Raw genomic sequence first — 21,212 nt, forward strand, 5'->3', positions numbered from 1 at the left:
AGCAGGTTTTTTATTTGTATATTGGATAAATATGAATTATTTCAAAACGGCTTGCACTTTATCAGCAGCTTCTTTGAACAATACAGCACTTTCAACTGCTAAACCAGAATTATCAATCAATTCTTTAGCTTCTTCAGCATTTGTTCCTTGAAGTCTAACAATGATAGGAACTTTGATTTGATCTCCCATATTTTTGTAAGCTTCAACAACACCTTGTGCAACGCGATCACAACGTACAATTCCGCCGAAAATATTAATCAAAATAGCTTCAACTTTTTCGTCTTTTAAAATTAATCTAAAAGCTTCTTCAACACGTTTTGCATCGGCTGTACCACCAACATCTAAGAAGTTTGCAGGCTCACCACCAGCAAATTTAATTAAGTCCATTGTTGCCATTGCTAAGCCGGCACCATTAACCATACAGCCCACATTTCCATCAAGATTTACATAACTAAGACCAGCTTCTTTAGCTTCAACCTCAGTTGGGTCTTCTTCACGGATATCACGCATGTCTTGGTAATCTTTATGTCTAAATAAAGCTGAGTCATCTATAGTTACCTTAGAATCTACAGCTAAAATATTATCATCACTTGTTTTTAAAACAGGATTAATCTCAAACAATGAAGAATCTGACTTTTCATAAGCTTTATAAAGCGACATTACAAACTTGACCATCTCTTTAAAAGCCTTTCCAGATAAACCTAAATTGAAAGCTACGCGACGAGCTTGAAAAGGTAAAATACCTGTTGCAGGGTCTATTTCTTCCGTAAAAATTAAATCTGGTGTTTCTTCAGCAACAGTTTCTATATCCATACCACCTTCTGGTGAGTACATCAACATGTTACGACTTGTTGAGCGATTAAGTAAAACCGACATGTAATATTCTTCTGGTTCATTATCACCTGGATAGTAAACATCTTCGCATATTAAAACCTGGTGTACACGTTTACCTTCTTTAGAAGTCTGAGGTGTTACCAAATCCATGCCTATTATTTCTTTTGCTATTTCTTCAACTTCTTTCAGGTTTTTAGCCAATTTAACGCCACCACCTTTTCCGCGTCCACCAGCATGAACTTGTGCTTTAATCACATGCCAACCCGTTCCAGTTTCTTCGGTTAGTTTTTTAGCAGCTTCAACCGCTTCTTCTGGTGTTGTAGCAACAATTCCTCGTTGTACATTTACACCAAAACTGCTTAATATTTCTTTGCCTTGATATTCGTGTAAATTCATAATCAGGTTTTAAAAGATATAATTTTGGTTTACAAAAGTAACAATTTATGAGCTTGTTACAACATAAATTATGGCGAATTATAAAGCATCTTTTGCTTAAATAATTTGATTAATAAAAACTTAGAAAATCAATTAGGTTAGGCTTAAATTAATTGGTAATTTTGCATCCCGTAAAGACATAATTTCAACACTATGGCCGAAACAAAATATATTTTTGTAACTGGTGGTGTTTCTTCGTCTCTCGGGAAAGGAATAATCGCTGCATCACTTGCTAAACTTCTACAATCTAGAGGTTATACTTGTACAATTCAAAAACTTGATCCTTACATTAATGTAGATCCAGGTACACTTAATCCCTATGAACATGGCGAATGTTTTGTAACCGAAGATGGTGCAGAAACCGATCTTGACTTAGGCCATTATGAGCGTTTTTTAAATGTAAATACTTCTCAAGCTAATAATGTTACCACCGGAAAAATATATCAAAGTGTAATCGAAAAAGAACGCCGTGGTGAATTTCTAGGGAAAACTGTTCAGGTAGTGCCACACATTACTAATGAAATTAAAAATCGGATCAAGATTTTAGGCCAAGACCATCAATATGATATTGTGATTACTGAAATTGGTGGAACTGTTGGCGATATAGAGTCTTTGCCATACATTGAAGCGGTTCGTCAATTAAAATGGGAACTAGGCGATTATAATGCATTGGTGATTCACCTTACATTAATCCCTTATTTATCTGCAGCTGGTGAGTTAAAAACTAAGCCCACACAACACAGTGTTAAAACTTTGATGGAAAGCGGCATTTCTCCTGAGATTTTGGTGTGTAGAACAGAACACCACATTACAGAAGAAATTAGACGAAAGCTAGCTTTATTTTGTAATGTGAAACAAGAAGCGGTTATAGAATCTATTGACGCAGATACGATTTACGATGTCCCTAATTTGATGATGGCTGAAGGACTTGATCAAATTACACTTCAAAAACTCGATTTACCGCTCAAACAAGATGCCGATTTAAAGCAATGGAATGGTTTTTTAAATAAACTCAAACAGGCTAAAACAGAACTTAATATTGGTTTAGTTGGTAAGTATGTCGAGTTGCAAGATTCATATAAATCAATTTTAGAAAGTTTTATTCATGCTGGAGCTTACAATGATGTAAGCGTTAATGTAGTGAGTATTCATTCTGAATTTATTGAAGATGAATTAGAGACCATCAAATCTTTAGACGGTATTTTAGTGGCACCTGGATTTGGCGAACGTGGTATTGAAGGTAAAATTGAAGCCGTAAAATACGCAAGGGAACATCATATCCCGTTTTTTGGGATTTGCCTCGGTTTACAAATGGCGGTAATTGAGTACAGCAGAAATGTATTAGGCTTAAAAGACGCTAACTCTACCGAAATGAATCCAAACACGAAACATCCAGTCATCGCGATCATGGATGACCAAAAAGCGGTTGAAGATTATGGCGGAACAATGCGTTTAGGCGCTTGGGATTGTAATTTAAAGCCAAAATCTAAATTAGCTGAAATTTACGGTAAAACCTCAATTAGCGAACGTCACAGACACAGGTACGAAGTCAATAACTTTTATGTTAAATCACTTGAAGAGCAAGGCTTAATATGCAGTGGCAAGAACACTAAAACTGGACTAATTGAAACAATAGAGCTTAAAAATCACCCGTTTTTTTTAGGAGTTCAATTTCACCCTGAATACAAAAGTACCGTCTCAAATCCGCATCCAATATTTTTAGCCTTTATAAAAGCGGCCAAAGAATTTAACGCACAAAAACAATAGATTACTTACATATTATAAGTAGTTTTTAAGGATAAGTCGTCTAAAATGCTGACTTTTGCATTTCTTATAATTAAGCATAATTAACGAATGGAAGAACAAGGAAAATTTGACAAAAATTCAGTTATAGGATTTTTATTGATAGGTGCCATACTTTTAGCGTGGATGTATTTTAGACCAGCTGAAGAGCCTCAACCTAATAATAACACTACTAACCAAGTTGAAGTTGATAGCAGTGCAACTTCAAAACAATCGCTTGAAGATGCTTCAACTGTAGCAGAAACTAGTACAAATCAACAAGTTTTAAGTGACTCGCTTCAAATGTTAGTCAATCAGCAAAAATTTGGTACTTTTGCTTATTCAGCCATGCAGGTAAGTCAATTAAAAACCGATTTTACTGTTCTTGAAAACGATGTCCTTCATTTAAAAATTTCAAACAAAGGTGCTCAAGTGATCGAAGCCAAACTTAAAAAATTTGACACTTATGACGGTAAACCTGTTTATTTAGTTAAAGACGGAAACTCTAATTTCAATATTAATTTCACTACCAAAGACAATCGCAATTTAAACACCAAAGATTTAAGTTTTGTTCCAGAGCTGATTACTAACGATGATTCTAGCACCTTAAATATGCGTGCTAAAGTTTCTGAAAATGAGTTTTTAGAATTTAGCTACACCGTCAAACCAAACGATTATATGCTTGATTTCAACATAGAATCTCAAGGTTTAAATAATGTCATTTCTAGTGAAAAAGCGGATTTAGCTTGGGATTTAAAAGCTTTTAGAAGATCTAAAAGTATTTCTTACGAAAACAGATATACTGAAACTTTATATCAATATGAAGGTGACGTTGTTAGCTATACAGGCCAAGGCGATGAAGCTATTGAAGATGAACTCGATATTAAATGGTTTGCGTTTAAACAGCATTTTTTCACGACTATACTTCTTAAAGATGAGGCTTTTGATAAAGGTAAATTTACCTCAAGAAATTTAGTACAAGACGAACAAGTTGATACACTTTACACCAAAGCCTTTAAAGCCGAACTACCAATTCAACTAGCTAATAATGAGTTTAATGAAAATATGGACTTATATTTTGGTCCAGCTGATTATCAGCTTTTAAAAACATATGATCAAAATCTCGATGAAATTATCCCAACAGGTTGGGGCATTTTTGGTTGGATTAACCAATACATTTTTATACCGTTTTTTGGATTTTTAAGCTCTTTCTTAGGGAACTATGGTTTAGCTATTATTGTAATGACAATCACAGTTAGAATCGTGTTGTCTCCTATTACTTATAAATCTTATTTATCTCAGGCTAAGATGAAAGTTTTACGACCAGAGATTAATGAGATTAATGAAAAGTATAAAGATAACGCCATGAAAAAGCAGCAGGAAACCATGAAGCTATATGGCAAAACTGGTGTAAGCCCATTAGCAGGCTGTATACCTGCGTTGCTGCAAATTCCTGTGTTTTACGCGTTATTTCAGTTTTTCCCAAGTGCATTTGATTTACGCCAACAACCATTTTTATGGGCCGATGATTTATCGAGTTACGATGTAATATTTCAGTGGGATGCTTATGTTCCACTTGTGTCTTGGATCTACGGCAATCATGTGAGTTTGTTTCCAATTTTAGCGTCAATAGCCATATTTATTTATATGACAATGACAACTGGCCAAAACATGCAACAAGCACAACAACCAGGTATGCCAAATATGAAGTTTATCATGTATTTATCACCGCTAGTCATGCTTATTTTCTTCAACAACTATGCGAGTGGTTTATCTCTATATTACTTTATCTCGAATTTAATTACCATCGGAATTATGCTTGTTATTAAACATGTAATTATTGATGAGAATAAAATTTTGGCTAAGATTGAAGAGAAAAAGAAAAAGCCAAAGAAGAAAAATAAATTCACACGGAAGTTTCAGGAAATCATGGAACAAGCGGAAGAACAACAACAAAAAAAGAAAAATAAGTAACCTAAACTTATGAATCGAGTTTTTAGAATCTGTCTCATTAATTTGAGACAGATTTTTTCATTATAAGCTGCATCCTTCACAAAATTATGGCTTAATAAAATAATTAGCTCAACATCTTAACAAGCTAAACCTCAATAATTATAGTGAAAGATCAAGAGTGAACCTGACCTCATTTATGTGTATAGGCAATTAAAATTTCTTAAGCTCAATTTATTAAACCAATTTGAAAGACTTAATAAAGTTAAACTATAAATTTAGTGATTTATCAACAACTTGTATTCAGCTTAATAGAAATCTAGAAAAACAAAAAAGGATGCTGTAAAAGCATCCTTTTTTAAAATATTTAAAACTTATGACTATTGCTGTGGTAACAATACCTGATCAATAGCATGAATAACGCCATTGCCAGCCTGCACATCAACAGCAATAATGTTTGAAACTCGACCATTTGGGTCGGTTACTGTTGTATTAGGTGCATCTATTGTTAGGTCAGCTCCTAAAGTTGAAACTGTACCACTAGATAAAGTAGAAGAGGTTACATTTGCGCCAGTAATAACGTGTGAATTTAAGGTTGCTTCTAAGGTTGCAGTTGGCACATCAGCAAGCGAATTTAATTCTAACTCAGCTAATAAATCAACAAATGCATCATTTGTTGGGGCAAATACCGTGAAAGGCGCCGGAGATTCAGTTGACTGTAATGTGCTTACATATGTAAAACTATTTTCACGTGTTAATGCGTCAACTAAAATGCTGAAATTAGGATCAGCTAAGGCAAAAGTAGTTACATCTGGAATTGTAATGACTCCGTCTACAACATGTACAACGCCATTATAAGCTTCTAAATCTGGTGTTGTGACATTAGATATACCATTCAAACTAACACCATTATCTGTATTAATGTAGAGACTTAAGTTATTTTCATCTCCAGTATTAGTTTCTACTGCTAAAGTATTTGCGTAAGAGTTTGATAAATCACTAGATAAAACTGTTCCTGAAACAGTGTGATTTAATAATACGTTAGACAATTGTTCTACTGTTAAACCTGATATATCAACATTTCCAAAGGCCGCATCAGTTGGGGCAAAAACAGTAAGTTCATTATTGTTTACTGCAACATCTAAACCAGTATCGATTAATGCTTGCTCTAATATTGTGTGGTTTGGACTCGCTTCAATAATTTCAAAAGTAGACTCGACAGCAACATCTGGTAAAATAACACGATCAATGGCATGAATTACACCATTACTTGTTTGAACATCAGTCACTACGATTTCAATTGTACGCCCATTTTGATCTACAATCTGAACGTTTTCAGCATCTATAGTTATATCATCACCTAAAGTTTCTACACTACCAGATTCTAATTCATTTGAAGTCACATTAAGACCCCCAACTACATGAGAATTTAAAGTTGAAGTTAAGGTAGGACCACCTATATCATCTAAAGATGTAGCACCTAATTCGTCTAATAAATCTGAAAAAGCTTGGTTTGTAGGTGCAAAGACTGTAAATGGCGCTGGTGCATCAGATGATGAAAGTGTACCAACAAAGTCTGGTTGATCGCTTCTTGTCAAAGCAGCCTCAAGAGTATCAAAAGTTGGGTCTATTGTAGCAAATGTTACAACATCTGGTATAGGAATTACAGCGTCGACAACATGAACAATACCATTACTAGCACCTAAATCTGCAGAAGTAACTGATGATGCACCATTTAGTTCTACTCCAGAATCTGTGTTAATATACACATCAATATTATTAGCATTTCCAGAAGCAGATTCAGTAGCGAGAGTAGTAAAATAACCATTTTCCAAAGTATTAGACGCTGCTAAACCATCAATTACATGATTAAGAAGAATATTAGTAAGTTGTTCGTTACTTAATTGGTCTAATAGTACGCCCGAAAAAGCATCATCGGTAGGTGCAAATACGGTGTAAGTTCCTTGGTTTAATGCTTCATCTAAACCTGTATCAATTAAAGCTTGTTCTAAAATGGTATGATCTGGACTCGAAGCTATAATTTCAAAAGTTGTTTGAACATTAGTAATAGGTTCGCCAGAATCATCATCATCACATGATGTAAAAACTAAAGTCAATAAGACTAAAGTGAGTGTTTTGAGTTGAAATTTCATAGTTTTTGATTTTTGTTTCTGTAAATGTACTTGTACTATGACTGACATACTGTTTAATTATAGTTAATAGATATTAAACGTTTGTTAATGCATTAATTTATAGTAGTCTTTAATTAAAAGCTTAAGCATTATTATTAATTTTGTATTTTAATAAAATTTAGATGAAAAAAAGGGTTGTTGTTGGGCTTAGTGGTGGTGTAGATTCTAGTGTTGCAGCCTATTTGTGTCAAAAAGCGGGCTATGAAGTTATCGGCTTATTTATGAAAAATTGGCATGATGATTCAGTAACCATATCTGATGAATGCCCATGGTTAGAAGACAGTAACGATGCTATGTTAGTTGCCGACAAATTAGGTATTCCATTTCAAACAGTCGATTTAAGCAAAGCTTATAAAGCAAAAATTGTAGACTACATGTTTAAGGAATACAAGTCTGGTAGAACTCCCAATCCTGATGTACTTTGCAATCGTGAAATTAAATTTGATGACTTTCTTAAAGTAGCTGAATCACTTGGAGCAGATTATGTTGCCACAGGTCATTACTGTCGAAAAGAAAGCTTTACAGAAAACGGCACAACAAGATACAAACTCCTGGCTGGAAAAGATAAAAACAAGGATCAATCCTATTTTCTATGCCAAATATCTCAAAATCAATTATCCAAAGCTCTATTCCCAATAGGTGATTTGCAAAAATCTGAAGTTAGAAAAATTGCTGCGGAATTAGATTTGGTCACTGCCGAAAAAAAAGACTCTCAAGGTTTGTGCTTCATCGGTAAAGTGAAGTTACCAGAATTTCTTCAACAAAAATTAAAACCAAAACGAGGTGATATTATTGAAGTAGATTCAGATCATTCTGTATACGAAAAGAAAAAAATCATAAATTATGAAAAGGCAATTTCTTTACCAGTTGAAGTTTTAGCAGAATATTCAAAACCATACCATTACAATTCAACTACAGGAAAAATTGTAGGGAAACATGATGGTGCCCATTTTTTCACAAAAGGACAAAGAAAAGGCTTGGCTGTTGGCGGCACTAAAGAACCGCTTTTTGTAATAGAGACAGACGTTAACAACAACATTATTTATACAGGGCAAAGTAAAGATCATCCTGGTTTGAACAGAAATTGCCTTAAAGTTAAGACTGAAGATGTTCACTGGGTCAGAACTGATTTAAAAATAAAACCAGGCGAATCACTTAACGTAAAAGCGCGAATTAGGTATCGTCAACCACTTGAAGAAGCTCAACTAATTTGTTATAACAATGGGCTTTTTGTAGTTTTTAAAAACAAGCAATCTGCTATTACCGAAGGACAATTTGTCGCTTGGTATCATGATGATGAGCTTTTAGGTTCTGGCGTAATTTCTTAAAACAAAACACATGTTTCAAAACAACCGAATAACACAACTCTTCAATATTAAATTTCCTATAATTCAAGCTGGAATGATTTGGGCTAGCGGCTGGAAACTTGCAAGCAGTGTGAGTGAAGCTGGTGGCTTAGGTATTATTGGCGCTGGCTCTATGTATCCTCATATTTTAGAAGAGCATATTAAAAAATGTAAAGCAGCAACCTCAAAACCATTTGGGGTTAATGTGCCTATGCTCTACCCTGATTTAGATAAAATTATCGACATTATTATAAAAGAAGAAGTCAAAATTGTATTTACATCAGCTGGAAACCCTAAAACATGGACATCGCATTTACAGTCACATGGCATTAAAGTCGTTCACGTTGTAAGTAGTGTAAAGTTTGGATTGAAAGCTGAAGCAGCTGGCGTTGATGCAATTGTCGCCGAAGGTTTTGAAGCTGGCGGTCATAATGGCCGTGACGAAACAACAACACTTGCTTTACTACCCATGATTACAAAATCTGTTAACATTCCTGTCATAGCTGCAGGCGGAATTGCCAACGGCCAAGCTATGTTGGCTTGTATGGTTTTAGGTGCTGATGCTGTTCAAGTCGGAACACGTTTTGTTGCTAGTGAAGAAGCTTCATCACATATCAATTTTAAAAATGAGATCATTAAAGCTAAAGAAGGTGATACAAAACTCACTCTGAAGGAATTAGCGCCTGTAAGATTACTAAAAAATAAATTTTATAATGATGTGCAGGAATTATACCAACAGTCACCTACAAAAGAGCAACTTATTGAATTACTTGGACGTGCGAGAGCAAAAAAAGGAATGTTTGAAGGGGATTTAGATGAAGGTGAGCTTGAAATAGGTCAAATATCAGGTTTAATAGATCAAATTTTACCTGCACAGCAAATCCTTAAAAACATGTTAGATGAATTTGAAGAAGCCAAGAACAATGTTAAAAGCTTATAAATATTACTATCTAGCTAACTGAATAACTTCTAAAGTCAAATCACTTTGATATTCAATTAAATACACTGCAGTATTATAATTCACATTTTCAAAAGCATCATATTCATACTGAAATTTATTTTGAAAATACTCTGTAAACCCATCTAATGCAACTGATTCATTAAAACTATCTAAAGAAGCTAACCTTAAGATAGTATCTAACATCACGTCAAAACCACGCAAAAAATATTTTGATCGATAAGATTCATTAAAGGCTTTTAAATTATAATTACGCACATCAAAACTTGTTGAAGCAAATAAATAATCTAGCCTTGCTAAATAAAAATTAGAAATTTCGTCAGCTAAAACAGTGTTTGAAGGCATCATTAATTTTACCCTGTAACCTTCTTTTCGCAAAGCTTCAAGATAACTTACAGTAGCTTCAGCAACGCCTAAATCTTTAGTATCAAGTACAAACCAATTAATTTGATCTTCTGAAATAACTTGTTTTAATTCTTCAAATTGAAGATAATTTTCGGCCATTTCAACATGAGTTGCTTCAGGAAAACTGTAAGAAAATTTTTGTTTGAATCCTTGATTTAAGCTATCGCTTAAGAATGAAAGTTTTATGCTATCATTAATATGTTGATTGATGTAAGTTATAATTAATTCTTCCTTAAAGCGGTCAAGTGGTACAGAATTAAAGACATGTTTAGCATTAACTGGCGAATTGGTAATCGGTAAAATTAAGGGAACACTGTCTTGGCGAAGCTCGTTACCCATAATTTCGATATTATTTGATAAAACAGGCCCGACAACAGCGTCAAAACTCGAAAAATTATTTTGTTCTAAAATTTCATTTAGGGTATCTTGGCTCATAGCCGTATCAAATGCCTCTAAATTCACAAAAATTCCAAGTTTTTTAGCAGAATCTACAGCAGCTCTTGCGCCTTCAAATAGGTCTAGCGAAATACGTGTAATTCGCTCTTCAAGAAGTACTTTCGGTTTTTTAATACTATCATAAGCAAATTTGTGCAAATTAAAAGGTAAAGCTAATGCTATACGCTGTGGATTAGTATTTTTAATATGCTCAACTAAATTAATGCGCTTATCAATAGCTGAATTCTTTTTTGGAATTTTCAACACAAAGTCTGATGAAAAGTTACCATATTCATAGGCTGGATTGAGTTGTTTAAGCACTTCTTCTGAAAGCTGAAATTGCTCTTTTAGCAAATTTATATCGTCTTTAGATTGAACTTTTACGTAACTTAAATCATCTGGAGCTTGGCGAACAGATTTTTGCTCAATTTCACGTTTAATGACGACATAATCACCAGGTTGAAGTATGTCTTTATTTGGATTGAGTTGTTCAAGCTTTTCTACCGTAATCCCGTAGGTCTTTGCGATACCATATTTAGTCTCTTTTGGTTGTACAAGATGCTTTAAGCTAGAAAAAGTTGAATTTTTTATCGATTGATTTTCAGAATTTTTTGGTTGTTTTAAGACCGGAATTTGCAAAACATCATTCACATCGAGTTCTCGGTCTTTTAAAAAAGAATTATATCTAATTATGGTTTCTACTTCAACTTGAAACTGTTTAGCAATACTGTAAAGTGTTTCTTTTGGTGAAACATCATAGGATTTAAACTTTTTAACTTGCTCAGACGACTTCAATAAAGGAATCACTAAGGTTTTGCCTTGCAAATTAGTATAACGTGATACATCCGGGTTATAATTTAAGATATCAGTAGTTTCTACTTCAAATTTCTGAGCAATTTTTGCTAAATCTTCTTCAGATTCAACACTATAAGTGGTAAAGTTTTGAGCACTCAAAACATGAGTTAACACGAAAAACAATACAGCTAATATAATTTTCTTCATAATTATTCCCATTCAATCGTTGCTGGCGGCTTAGAACTAATATCATACACTACTCTATTAACGCCTTTTACCTTATTTATTATTGTATTTGAAACATATTGTAAGAATTTGTAAGGTAAATCTACCCAATCGGCTGTCATACCATCGGTAGACTCAACCGCTCTCAAAGCAACAACTTTTTCATAGGTGCGCTCATCACCCATCACACCAACCGACTCGACTGGTAACAAAATAGCGCCAGCTTGCCAAACTTTATCATATAGTTTCCACTCTCTTAAAGCTTGAATGAAAACATGATCAACCTCCTGGACCAATTTAACCTTTTCTGCAGTAATATCACCTAAAATTCTTATCGCTAAACCAGGTCCAGGAAATGGATGGCGGCCAAGTAATTTGGCATCAATATTCATTTCGGCTCCTACACGTCTTACTTCGTCTTTAAAAAGCATGCGAAGAGGCTCAACGACTTTTAGCTTCATAAAATCTGGCAAGCCGCCAACGTTGTGATGAGATTTAATAGTTGCTGAAGGACCATTAACAGAAATCGATTCGATGACATCAGGGTAAATTGTACCTTGAGCTAAATAAACAACATCTTTAATCTGCCCAGCTTCATCATCAAAAATATCGATAAAAGCATTACCTATAATTTTGCGTTTTTGTTCAGGATCTGAAATACCTTCTAATTTATCTAAAAAATAAGTTGAAGCATCAACACCTTTAACGTTTAAGCCCATATGTTTGTATTGATCTAAAACAGAAGTAAACTCATCTTTTCGCAATAAACCATTATTAACAAAAATGCAATATAATTGCTTACCAATTGCCTTATGAAGTAAGGTTGCGGCCACTGTAGAATCAACGCCGCCACTTAAACCTAAAACAACCTTATCATTGCCAATTTTTTCTTTTAAGTCGGCTACCGTCATGTCTACAAAAGCTGAAGGCGTCCAAGTTTGTGGAACACCAGCAATTTTAACTAAAAAGTTTTCGAGGAGTTTTTTGCCATCAGTAGAATGATAAACTTCAGGATGAAATTGGATTCCGTAAGTTAATTCGTCTTGAAACTTGTATGCTGCAAACTTAACATCAGCTGTACTGGCAATGCACTTGGCTTGTTCAGGCAATTCTTTAATACTATCACTATGCGACATCCAAACTTGAGACTGTTCAGTAATGCCTTCAAATAAATCTGAAGTTGGATCAACGTAGCTCAAATTTGCACGACCAAATTCACGCGTGTTTGAGCTGGCAACTAATCCACCAAAGTTATGTGCCATAAACTGAGCACCAAAACAGACACCTAAAACTGGAAATTTTGATTTTATTTTTGATAAATCAGGTTTGGGCGCTTCAGGGTTTCTTACCGAAAATGGACTTCCTGATAAAATTACTGCTTTAAAATCAGCTAAATTTTCAGGGATTTTATGAAATGGAAATATCTCGCAGTAAATATTTAATTCTCGAACACGTCTTGCTATTAGCTGTGTGTACTGCGAACCGAAATCTAAGATGAGGACATTTTTTTGCATGAACAAAAGTAAAAATTTGCGTTAAAACAAAACAGTCTCTTATGCATTTTTATACATTTAAATTAAAAATGCTTGATATACTTAGAAAAGAAGCTATAGACGAAGTAAAATTTGGCTACCTAAAAAAGAAATATCCCACAAAACATACTTATTTAGCTACAATAAGAGCAAATAAGCCTGTTGTTAGAACGGTTATTTTAAGAGATTGCATAGATGAAATAGATCCTCTTTTTTATACTGATGCAAGAAGTTTTAAAGTTGAAGATTTAAAACACAATGAAAACGCTTCTGCTTTATTTTACAACCCCAAAAAATTAATTCAAATCAGGTTAGACGGTCAGTTAAGGCTTTTAAAAGATGATGATTTAATTAAGAAACATCGCGAAAAAGCTTTAAGTATTTCAAAGAAAGATTACACAAGTTGTTTTTCACCTGGAGAGGAAATAAGCAATCCCGATGCATTGGAGTATCTCAAAAGTGATTTTTTTCAGGGAATTTATCTACAAGTTGAAAAAATTGAATATCTAAAATTAAAGCGCCCTAATCACATTAGATGTGAGTTTAATAAAAAAGATAATGCTTGGTCAAACCGATTTTTAGCCCCATAAAAAAAGACTGCCAAATGACAGTCTTTTAATAATCAGGATGAAGTTAATTTATTTACATAGCGTTAGAACCTATATCGCCTTGCGCTACAATTGTTGCTAAGTCATTTGCACTTAAATGAACATTTACGTAACCATCAACTGATAATACATCTTCATAACCAAACATTGTATTGTCATCTAGCATTGCTACGTTTGAGCGACTCATTCCTGTCGTTCCATCAACTGGCATAAAAGTGTAAAGAATTCCACCACCTTCAGCTGCACTATTCATATGGATATGTGCTGGATGCATGCCACCATCAGGTGTACCATCTAACATAATGGTTGCTTGTGCTTCACCATTAACGCGTTCTTCAAATAATACTGAACCGCTGATTCCAGGTACGTCTTTTTCTCCTAAAGGATATGATATAGATTCGCCGGTTAATTCATTTTGGCCAATATCACCTTGTGCAACGATTGTCGCTAAGTCATCAGTACTTAAATGAACATTTACGTAACCATCAACTGATAATACATCTTCATAACCAAACATTGTATTGTCATCTAGCATTGCTACATTTGAACGGCTCATTCCTGTCGTTCCATCAACTGGCATAAAAGTGTAAAGAATTCCGCCACCTTCAGCTGCTGTATTCATGTGAATATGTGCTGGATGCATGCCGCCATCAGGTGTACCATCTAACATAATAGTTGCTTGCGCTTCGCCATTAACGCGTTCTTCGAATAAAACTGAACCGCTAATGCCTGCGACATCTTTTTCTCCTAGCATGTAAGACTTAGATTCACCAGTTAATTCATTTTGACCGATATCGCCTTGTGCAACGATTGTCGCTAATTCATCAGCACTTAAATGAACATTTACGTAACCATCAACTGATAATACATCTTCATAACCAAACATTGTATTGTCATCTAGCATTGCTACGTTTGAACGGCTCATTCCTGTCGTTCCATCAACTGGCATAAAAGTGTAAAGAATTCCGCCACCTTCAGCTGCTGTATTCATGTGAATATGTGCTGGATGCATGCCGCCATCTGGCGTACCATCTAACATAATAGTTGCTTGTGCTTCACCATTAACGCGTTCTTCAAATAAAACTGAACCGCTAATTCCAGGTACGTCTCTTTCTCCCAGCATGTAAGACTTAGATTCACCAGTTAATTCATTTTGGCCAATATCACCTTGTGCAACGATTGTCGCTAGTTCATCAGCACTTAAATGAACATTTACGTAACCATCAACTGATAATACATCTTCATAACCGAACATTGTATTGTCATCTAGCATTGCAACGTTTGAGCGACTCATTCCTGTCGTTCCATCAACTGGCATAAAAGTGTATAGAATTCCGCCACCTTCAGCTGCTGTATTCATATGAATATGTGCTGGATGCATACCACCATCTGGCGTTCCATCTAACATAATGGTTGCTTGTGCTTCACCATTAACGCGTTCTTCAAATAAAACTGAACCGCTAATGCCTGCGACATCTTTTTCGCCTAACATGTATGATTTAGATTCACCAGTTAATTCATTTTGACCGATGTCGCCTTGTGCTACAACAGTTTCTAGTTCATCAGCACTTAGATGAATGTTAATATAGCCATCATACTCAAGCAAACTTTGGTAACTAATTGGGTCACCATCATTAGTTTGTGTTACAATAGTTTCACTGATCCCTGTAGCACCGTTTACATCGTTTAAAGAAACAGCGATGGCACCACCTTCAGCTGCAGTGTTCATGTGAATGTGAGATGGATGCATGCCATCTTGAGGTGTTCCAGTAACATCAAGTCTTACTAAAACGCTACCATCTGTTTGTTCTGAAAAAACAGCTGTTCCAGAAACACCTGAAGCTGAACGCTCAAATAAGTCGTAAGTTTTAGATTCACCAGTTGGATTTACTGGTGCCATGTTGTTGTCATCATCGTCACAGCTTATAAAAAAACTTGTTGCGATGAACAAAATTGTAAGTGATTTTAAAAATTTCATAGTATTATTTTTGATTCGCTTTTATTTACGGACCAAAACAAACTATGGTTCACTCAAAATCGTTTAAAGTTTAAAACTTAACAGTATTTAACACAAAATGAAAAAATTTAAGGAATATTAAGATACTTATGTGTTTGTAAAGAAATCTTCCATTTTGGGTATTTCATCACGTATTCAACAATCATTGGCATCATTTTTTCGCGGACACTCCATTCTGGTTGAAGATAAAGTTGGCAAGATGAATTTTTAATTAATTCGGCTTGTTGTTCAGCAAATTTAAGATCATGCTTATTATATATAATCACTTTAAGTTCGTTAGCCACTTCATAAATCTCTGGTTTGGGAAGTTTGATTTTCTTAGGAGATAAACAAATCCAATCCCAGTAGCCTGTTAATTGGTAAGCCCCAGAAGTTTCAATATGAACTTTAAGACCTAAAGATTTAAGCTGAGTAGTTAAAGGATTCATATTCCATGTAAGAGGCTCACCACCAGTAATCACGATTGTATCACTGTACAATTTAGCGGAATTAACTATTTCTGAAATAGCCGTTGGCGGATGCGTATTGGGATTCCAACTTTCTTTAACATCGCACCAATGGCAGCCAACATCGCAACCACCAATTCTAATGAAATAGGCAGCTGTTCCTGTATGATGGCCTTCACCTTGAATGGTATAAAACTGCTCCATCAAAGGCAGCATTTCACCTTTATTGACTAATTCTTTTGTTTCTTTTTCGAGCATATCGCAAAGATAATTATATTTTTGGCATAAGTTTTTGAATTAAAAAATATCCGAAATTTAAATCATACTAATCATGACTCATTTCAAATTTATTACAGCACTTTTTTTAGTAAGTTTTCTCATTATTTCTTGCAACTCTGACCAAGCCTATCTCATAGCAGAAAACAAAGTAGGTAAGATTACGAATTCAACAAAAATTAATGAATTAGAACAGTTGTTCCCAAATGATTCTATTGTCAAACCAAATTACAAAAATAGGTTTGAAGCGAATGGAAATGACGTATACATTTATGAAAATGGTGACTTAAGCTTAAAAATACAACCTAGAATTTATGGCGATAGCACAAGTACGATTCGGGAAATTCAAATTTTAAACCCAAAGTACAAAACTGCTAATGGCTTAAATGTGAATGGTGATTTTAAAACTATATATGAAAATTACAGCATTAAAACGATTCAAAATAGCTTTAAGAATGTTATTGTAGATATTAAAGAGTTTGGGCTGTATGTGATTATAGATAAAGCTGAATTACCAAGTAATCTTCGATATGATCGAACTTCAACAATAACTGAAACTCAAATACCAAATCAGGCCAAATTCAAATATGTTTGGTTTGCTTTTGATGCACCTCAAGAAGTTGCAAGCGATAAAGAATAAAGCTAAAAAATGCCACAAAAAATAATAAAAAAATTCGTCCCTAGAATTATTGGGTTTAAGTTAAACACACAATTCAAATTAAACAAAGACAAGGCTTTAAACAAAGCATACCAATTGTTTTCTACACCTCGAAATAGCGATATAAAACCACATCAAAATCAATTTTTAGAAGCAGCAAAAGCTAAAAAACACAGCATTAACTCATATCAAATTCAGACCTATCACTGGCCTGGAAAAGGTGAGACTGTTTTACTTGTTCACGGCTGGGATAGCAATACTTCAAGATGGAAAAGCTTAGTTAAAGAATTAACATCAAGCAATTTTAATATTATTGCCTTTGATGCACCAGCCCACGGCAACTCAACGGGAACTTTATTAAATGTACCTTTATATGCTGAAGTTTTAGAAGAACTTATTTCTATACACAAACCAAATCACTTAATCGGTCATAGTATTGGTGCAATGACACTTATTTTTAATCAATTCAAGTTTAATAATTCAAAAGATATAAAAAAGCTAGTTTTACTTGGTGCACCATCTGAAATGAAACTGATAATGAGAGATTATCAAAAAATACTTCAGCTTAGTCCAAAATTCATGTCAGAACTCAACACCTATTTTAAACAAAAATTTGGCTACTATTTTGAAGCGTTTTCTATAGCTGAATTTGCAAAATCGGTTCATGTGCCTAGCCTTATTATTCATGACCAATATGATAAGATAGCACCTGTAGAAGCTGCTAAATCTATTCATAAAAACTTAAAAAATAGTCAGCTTATCATTACTGAAGGTGCAGGGCATTCTCTTAAAAATAATGATATTGATAAAAATATACTTAAATTTATTCAGTCTTAAAAACTATGAATCAACCCATTAGAATAAATAAATTTTTAAGCCAAGCTGGTTATTGCTCAAGACGTGAAGCCGATGCTCTAATCAAAGAAGGTCGTGTTACCATTAACAAAGTAGTGCCTGAAATGGGACAAAAGGTAAATCCTGATGATCAAGTATATGTTGATAACAAATTAGTTGAAGTAAAATCAAAAGAAAAGATTTACTTAGCGTTTAATAAACCCAAAGGCGTAGTTTGCACAACCAATTCTAAAGTTGAAAAAAACAATATTGTTGATTATATTAATTACCCTGAGCGCATTTATCCAGTAGGAAGACTTGATAAAATGAGTGAAGGCTTAATTTTAATGACTAATGATGGTGAGATTGTGAACCAAATTTTAAGAGCAAGACATCACCACGAAAAAGAATACATCGTTAAAGTAGTTAAACCTATTACAAATCAATTTATTGATAAATTAAGTCATGGTGTACCAATTCTTGATACAGTTACGCGCGAATGTAAAGTCGAAAAAATAGATACTTACACCTTCAAAATTATTTTAACGCAAGGATTAAATAGGCAAATTAGACGCATGTGTGAAGCCTTAGATTACCGAGTTACAAAATTAAAACGCACACGAATTAAACATATTAAGTTAGATGTAGAAGTGGGCCAATATAGACACCTAACTTCAACTGAAATAAAAGGCTTACAACATCAATAAATTATATTATCATGAAAAATATAACTCCATTTCATCTTGCCATTCCTGTAAGAGATCTTAAAGTCAGCCGTGATTTTTATTCAAGGATTCTTCAATTAAAAGAAGGTCGAAGTGACTCTCATTGGGTAGATTATGATTTTTTTGGACATCAATTTGTTATTCATGAAAGTAAGAATTTTAGTCAAACTGAAGTTGTAAGTCAAGTTGATGGCCACGATGTGCCTGTACCGCATTTTGGTATCGTTTTAGAATGGGAGCAATTTTGGGAATTTGCCGAGCATCTTAAAAAACAATCAATTCGTTTTATTATTGAACCTTATATAAGGTTTAAAAATCAGCCAGGCGAGCAAGCGACCATGTTTTTTAAAGATCCAAGTGGTAATGCGCTCGAATTTAAGAGCTTTAAAAATATGAATCAACTCTTTGCCAAATGAAAACACTTTCACCAAAATTAGTTAGACAGCTTTTTATATTAATGATTATTATTTCGCTTGGATTCTTGATATTCATGGAAATATTGCCTTATTTATCAGGTGTTTTAGGCGCCATAACTTTTTATGTTTTACTCAGAGGTTTCATGCGAAAGATGAAAGCTAAAGGCTGGAATGAAAACTTATCTGTAAGCATACTTCTCACTGGATCGTTTATACTCATACTTTTACCTATTGCAGGTATTGTATTAATGCTGTCTTCAAAAATCTCAAAAGCAGTTAAAAACTCAGAAGTAGTCGTAAACGCTGTGAATTCTCAAATTGCAGAAGTTGAACATTTAACGGGCTACAAGTTAGCATCGAGCATAGATACAGGCGCAGTTACAAATTGGATTTCGAATAATTTACAAGGATTTGCAGGTAGCACATTTGAAATATTTATTGCTATTAGCATTATGTACTTTTTATTATACTACATGCTTTTAAATCAGAAAAAACTCTCTTCTTCTTTAGAAACATACATTCCTATCGGCGTTGAAAATTTAAAAATTATTGCCAAAGAATCAGGTAAAAAAGTAAAGGCTAATGCAATAGGTATTCCGCTGGTAGCATTAATACAAGGTATAATTTCACTAATTGGTTATTGGATTTTCGGTGTTCCAGATCCCTTATTTTGGTTTGTTATAACAGCCATTGGTTCTATGATCCCATTTATCGGGACAGCAATCGGCTTTTTACCGGTAACACTGTTAATGATTTATCAAGGCGATAATTTTGCAGCCATAGGTGTTTTATTATACGGTTTTATTGTTGTTGGGTCTTCAGATAACATTGTGCGCTTACTGATTTTGAAAAAAATGGCTAATGAACATCCACTTATCACTTTAATTGGTGTTATTATAGGCGTTCCTTTATTTGGTTTTATTGGCCTGATTTTTGGTCCACTGCTAATATCTTTATTCTTACTTATCGTAGTGATTTATAAAAAAGAATACGGTGAAATTGAAAATGAACATCAAGAAAAAAGCCTTGACAATGAACTGGAAAAAAAACAAATACAGGAATAAAAAGAAAATTGATGAAGCTTACGTAAAAGCTGAATCTAAAAAAGTTTCAGACAAAGACATTGATGAAACGCTTAGCCGTCAACAACAATTATTAAATAAGTTGAAGCATAAAAAATGGGATCACATAAAAACTGAAGTCTACCAACTCATAGAAATGCTTAAAGCTTTTAAAGATAAAACATACACAAAAACACCTTGGAAAAGCATTTCAGCCATAACATTTACACTCCTATATATTATCAACCCGTTAGACTTAGCTCCAGATTTTATACCGTTTATAGGTTATTTAGATGACATAAGTATTTTAACTTTCTGCCTTAAATTAGTAAAAAGTGATATTAATGATTTTAAAAACTGGAAAGAACACCAAGAAGCTATTAATTGATATTTAAAGACCTTTTCTTAATCTGTGCTGTTCACGCGCAAGAAGTGTATTTTTTAATAACATTGCAATTGTCATAGGCCCAACACCACCAGGAACAGGTGTAATATGTGATGCTTTTTTACTCACGTTTTCATAATCTACGTCACCAGTAATTACGTAGCCCTTTTTAGCAGAATCATCAGGAACACGTGTAATTCCAACATCAATAATAACTGCATCATCTTTTACCATTTCAGCTTTTAAAAAGTTTGGTATACCTAAAGCAGAAATTACAATATCTGCTTGGCTAGTAATCTGAGTAATATTTTTGGTATGGCTGTGTGTTAAAGTAACAGTCGAATTTCCTGGCCAGCCTTTACGACCCATCAAAATGCTCATTGGACGCCCTACAATGTGGCTACGACCAATAACAACGGTATGCTTACCGTTAGTTTGAACGTTATAACGTTCAAGTAGTTCTAAAATCCCAAATGGTGTTGCCGGTATAAATGAAGTCATATCAAGCGCCATTTTACCAAAATTAGCTGGATGGAAACCATCAACATCTTTATTAGGGTCAATACGCATGATTACTTTTTGAGTATCAATCTGTTTTGGTAATGGTAATTGAACTATAAAACCATCAATATCCTCATCTTCATTTAATCGGTCGATCTTGTCAAGTAATTCTAATTCAGAAATTGTTCCAGAAAGCTTAACTAAAGTCGATTTAAAACCAACACGTTCACATGACCTCACTTTACTACCAACATAGGTTAGACTAGCGCCATCGTTACCTACGATTACTGCGGCCAAATGAGGGACTTTCTCATTTTTCGCCTTCATCTTATCAACTTCAGCAGTAATTTCGTTTTTGATATCGTTACTTACTTTCTTGCCGTCTAGAATTGTCAT

The 21,212-nt window shown here is 34.1% G+C and carries 18 protein-coding genes; 11 read left to right on the forward strand and 7 right to left on the reverse strand.

All coding sequences use genetic code 11. From position 1 onward, the window contains the following. Positions 1 to 36: 36 nt before the first annotated feature. Positions 37 to 1,230, reverse strand: a complete 1,194-nt coding sequence (gene sucC, locus BUB82_RS03770; RefSeq protein WP_073192118.1) for an ADP-forming succinate--CoA ligase subunit beta — start codon at positions 1,228 to 1,230, stop codon at positions 37 to 39. Between the two features lie 192 nt (positions 1,231 to 1,422). Here sucC and BUB82_RS03775 point away from each other — a divergent pair, with 192 nt between their 5' ends. Both BUB82_RS03775 and yidC read left to right on the forward strand, forming a co-directional pair. Beyond that, complete coding sequence (locus BUB82_RS03775) at positions 1,423 to 3,036, forward strand: CTP synthase (protein ID WP_073192120.1); 1,614 nt, start codon at positions 1,423 to 1,425, stop codon at positions 3,034 to 3,036. 87 nt (positions 3,037 to 3,123) lie between these two features. Further along, a complete protein-coding gene (yidC, locus tag BUB82_RS03780) occupies positions 3,124 to 5,025 on the forward strand; it encodes a membrane protein insertase YidC (protein ID WP_073192121.1) in 1,902 nt (633 codons plus the stop codon). A 356-nt stretch (positions 5,026 to 5,381) separates the two neighbouring features. Here yidC and BUB82_RS03785 read toward each other — a convergent pair whose 3' ends face one another. Beyond that, positions 5,382 to 7,154 (reverse strand): fasciclin domain-containing protein, encoded by a 1,773-nt coding sequence (locus BUB82_RS03785; RefSeq protein WP_073192123.1) that lies wholly within the window; start codon positions 7,152 to 7,154, stop codon positions 5,382 to 5,384. A gap of 161 nt (positions 7,155 to 7,315) precedes the next feature. On the opposite strand from BUB82_RS03785, the gene mnmA reads away from it, so the two are divergent. Further along, the gene (gene mnmA, locus BUB82_RS03790) at positions 7,316 to 8,521 is read left to right on the forward strand and encodes a tRNA 2-thiouridine(34) synthase MnmA (RefSeq protein ID WP_073192125.1); all 1,206 of its coding nucleotides are present in this window, start codon (positions 7,316 to 7,318) and stop codon (positions 8,519 to 8,521) included. 10 nt (positions 8,522 to 8,531) lie between these two features. Next, positions 8,532 to 9,479, forward strand: coding sequence for an NAD(P)H-dependent flavin oxidoreductase (locus BUB82_RS03795; RefSeq protein ID WP_073192127.1), 948 nt, complete (start codon positions 8,532 to 8,534; stop codon positions 9,477 to 9,479). Between the two features lie 6 nt (positions 9,480 to 9,485). Here the strand turns inward: BUB82_RS03795 and BUB82_RS03800 are convergent, their stop codons facing one another. Next, positions 9,486 to 11,339: a LysM peptidoglycan-binding domain-containing protein gene (locus tag BUB82_RS03800; protein WP_159432022.1), complete on the reverse strand. Its 1,854-nt coding sequence runs from the start codon at positions 11,337 to 11,339 to the stop codon at positions 9,486 to 9,488. A 2-nt stretch (positions 11,340 to 11,341) separates the two neighbouring features. Then, positions 11,342 to 12,871: a glutamine-hydrolyzing GMP synthase gene (guaA, locus tag BUB82_RS03805; protein WP_073192131.1), complete on the reverse strand. Its 1,530-nt coding sequence runs from the start codon at positions 12,869 to 12,871 to the stop codon at positions 11,342 to 11,344. 41 nt (positions 12,872 to 12,912) lie between these two features. On the opposite strand from guaA, the gene BUB82_RS03810 reads away from it, so the two are divergent. After that, positions 12,913 to 13,479, forward strand: coding sequence for a pyridoxamine 5'-phosphate oxidase family protein (locus BUB82_RS03810; protein WP_083574464.1), 567 nt, complete (start codon positions 12,913 to 12,915; stop codon positions 13,477 to 13,479). A gap of 52 nt (positions 13,480 to 13,531) precedes the next feature. On the opposite strand, the gene BUB82_RS11870 is transcribed toward BUB82_RS03810, so the two are convergent. Both BUB82_RS11870 and BUB82_RS03820 read right to left on the reverse strand, forming a co-directional pair. Next, positions 13,532 to 15,475: a hypothetical protein gene (locus tag BUB82_RS11870; protein WP_073192133.1), complete on the reverse strand. Its 1,944-nt coding sequence runs from the start codon at positions 15,473 to 15,475 to the stop codon at positions 13,532 to 13,534. 107 nt (positions 15,476 to 15,582) lie between these two features. Next, complete coding sequence (locus BUB82_RS03820; RefSeq protein WP_073192134.1) at positions 15,583 to 16,218, reverse strand: 7-carboxy-7-deazaguanine synthase QueE; 636 nt, start codon at positions 16,216 to 16,218, stop codon at positions 15,583 to 15,585. Between the two features lie 73 nt (positions 16,219 to 16,291). Here BUB82_RS03820 and BUB82_RS03825 point away from each other — a divergent pair, with 73 nt between their 5' ends. Genes BUB82_RS03825 through BUB82_RS03850 form a run of 6 tightly spaced genes read left to right on the forward strand, consistent with a single transcriptional unit; the run spans position 16,292 to position 20,318 of the window. Further along, entirely contained in the window at positions 16,292 to 16,876 is a 585-nt protein-coding gene (locus BUB82_RS03825; RefSeq protein WP_073192136.1) for a DUF1131 family protein, read from the forward strand. A 9-nt stretch (positions 16,877 to 16,885) separates the two neighbouring features. Then, positions 16,886 to 17,731, forward strand: coding sequence for an alpha/beta fold hydrolase (locus tag BUB82_RS03830; protein ID WP_073192138.1), 846 nt, complete (start codon positions 16,886 to 16,888; stop codon positions 17,729 to 17,731). A gap of 5 nt (positions 17,732 to 17,736) precedes the next feature. Then, positions 17,737 to 18,435, forward strand: coding sequence for a pseudouridine synthase (locus tag BUB82_RS03835; RefSeq protein WP_073192139.1), 699 nt, complete (start codon positions 17,737 to 17,739; stop codon positions 18,433 to 18,435). An 11-nt stretch (positions 18,436 to 18,446) separates the two neighbouring features. Next, positions 18,447 to 18,869: a VOC family protein gene (locus tag BUB82_RS03840; protein ID WP_073192141.1), complete on the forward strand. Its 423-nt coding sequence runs from the start codon at positions 18,447 to 18,449 to the stop codon at positions 18,867 to 18,869. Beyond that, on the forward strand, positions 18,866 to 19,933 hold the full coding sequence (locus tag BUB82_RS03845) for an AI-2E family transporter (protein WP_073192143.1): 1,068 nt from the start codon (positions 18,866 to 18,868) through the stop codon (positions 19,931 to 19,933). Before BUB82_RS03840 ends, BUB82_RS03845 begins: the two co-directional genes overlap by 4 nt. Further along, positions 19,902 to 20,318 (forward strand): YkvA family protein, encoded by a 417-nt coding sequence (locus BUB82_RS03850; RefSeq protein WP_073192145.1) that lies wholly within the window; start codon positions 19,902 to 19,904, stop codon positions 20,316 to 20,318. Before BUB82_RS03845 ends, BUB82_RS03850 begins: the two co-directional genes overlap by 32 nt. Positions 20,319 to 20,321: 3 nt before the next feature. Here BUB82_RS03850 and BUB82_RS03855 read toward each other — a convergent pair whose 3' ends face one another. Further along, on the reverse strand, positions 20,322 to 21,212 hold the full coding sequence (locus BUB82_RS03855; protein ID WP_073192147.1) for a bifunctional 5,10-methylenetetrahydrofolate dehydrogenase/5,10-methenyltetrahydrofolate cyclohydrolase: 891 nt from the start codon (positions 21,210 to 21,212) through the stop codon (positions 20,322 to 20,324).

Origin of the sequence: Psychroflexus salarius, assembly GCF_900129035.1 — a bacterium.
Taxonomy (GTDB): domain Bacteria; phylum Bacteroidota; class Bacteroidia; order Flavobacteriales; family Flavobacteriaceae; genus Psychroflexus; species Psychroflexus salarius.

Coding starts and splice junctions, on each gene's coding strand:
- mnmA (WP_073192125.1), top strand. CDS start 7,316: ATGAAAAAAAGGGTTGTTGTTGGGCTTAGTGGTGGTGTAGATTCTAGT.
- BUB82_RS03810 (WP_083574464.1), top strand. CDS start 12,913: ATGCATTTTTATACATTTAAATTAAAAATGCTTGATATACTTAGAAAA.
- BUB82_RS03785 (WP_073192123.1), bottom strand. CDS start 7,154: ATGAAATTTCAACTCAAAACACTCACTTTAGTCTTATTGACTTTAGTT.
- BUB82_RS03850 (WP_073192145.1), top strand. CDS start 19,902: ATGAACTGGAAAAAAAACAAATACAGGAATAAAAAGAAAATTGATGAA.
- BUB82_RS03840 (WP_073192141.1), top strand. CDS start 18,447: ATGAAAAATATAACTCCATTTCATCTTGCCATTCCTGTAAGAGATCTT.
- BUB82_RS03845 (WP_073192143.1), top strand. CDS start 18,866: ATGAAAACACTTTCACCAAAATTAGTTAGACAGCTTTTTATATTAATG.
- BUB82_RS03830 (WP_073192138.1), top strand. CDS start 16,886: ATGCCACAAAAAATAATAAAAAAATTCGTCCCTAGAATTATTGGGTTT.
- BUB82_RS03820 (WP_073192134.1), bottom strand. CDS start 16,218: ATGCTCGAAAAAGAAACAAAAGAATTAGTCAATAAAGGTGAAATGCTG.
- yidC (WP_073192121.1), top strand. CDS start 3,124: ATGGAAGAACAAGGAAAATTTGACAAAAATTCAGTTATAGGATTTTTA.
- BUB82_RS03800 (WP_159432022.1), bottom strand. CDS start 11,339: ATGAAGAAAATTATATTAGCTGTATTGTTTTTCGTGTTAACTCATGTT.
- BUB82_RS11870 (WP_073192133.1), bottom strand. CDS start 15,475: ATGAAATTTTTAAAATCACTTACAATTTTGTTCATCGCAACAAGTTTT.
- BUB82_RS03825 (WP_073192136.1), top strand. CDS start 16,292: ATGACTCATTTCAAATTTATTACAGCACTTTTTTTAGTAAGTTTTCTC.
- BUB82_RS03835 (WP_073192139.1), top strand. CDS start 17,737: ATGAATCAACCCATTAGAATAAATAAATTTTTAAGCCAAGCTGGTTAT.
- sucC (WP_073192118.1), bottom strand. CDS start 1,230: ATGAATTTACACGAATATCAAGGCAAAGAAATATTAAGCAGTTTTGGT.
- BUB82_RS03855 (WP_073192147.1), bottom strand. CDS start 21,212: ATGACAATTCTAGACGGCAAGAAAGTAAGTAACGATATCAAAAACGAA.
- guaA (WP_073192131.1), bottom strand. CDS start 12,871: ATGCAAAAAAATGTCCTCATCTTAGATTTCGGTTCGCAGTACACACAG.
- BUB82_RS03775 (WP_073192120.1), top strand. CDS start 1,423: ATGGCCGAAACAAAATATATTTTTGTAACTGGTGGTGTTTCTTCGTCT.
- BUB82_RS03795 (WP_073192127.1), top strand. CDS start 8,532: ATGTTTCAAAACAACCGAATAACACAACTCTTCAATATTAAATTTCCT.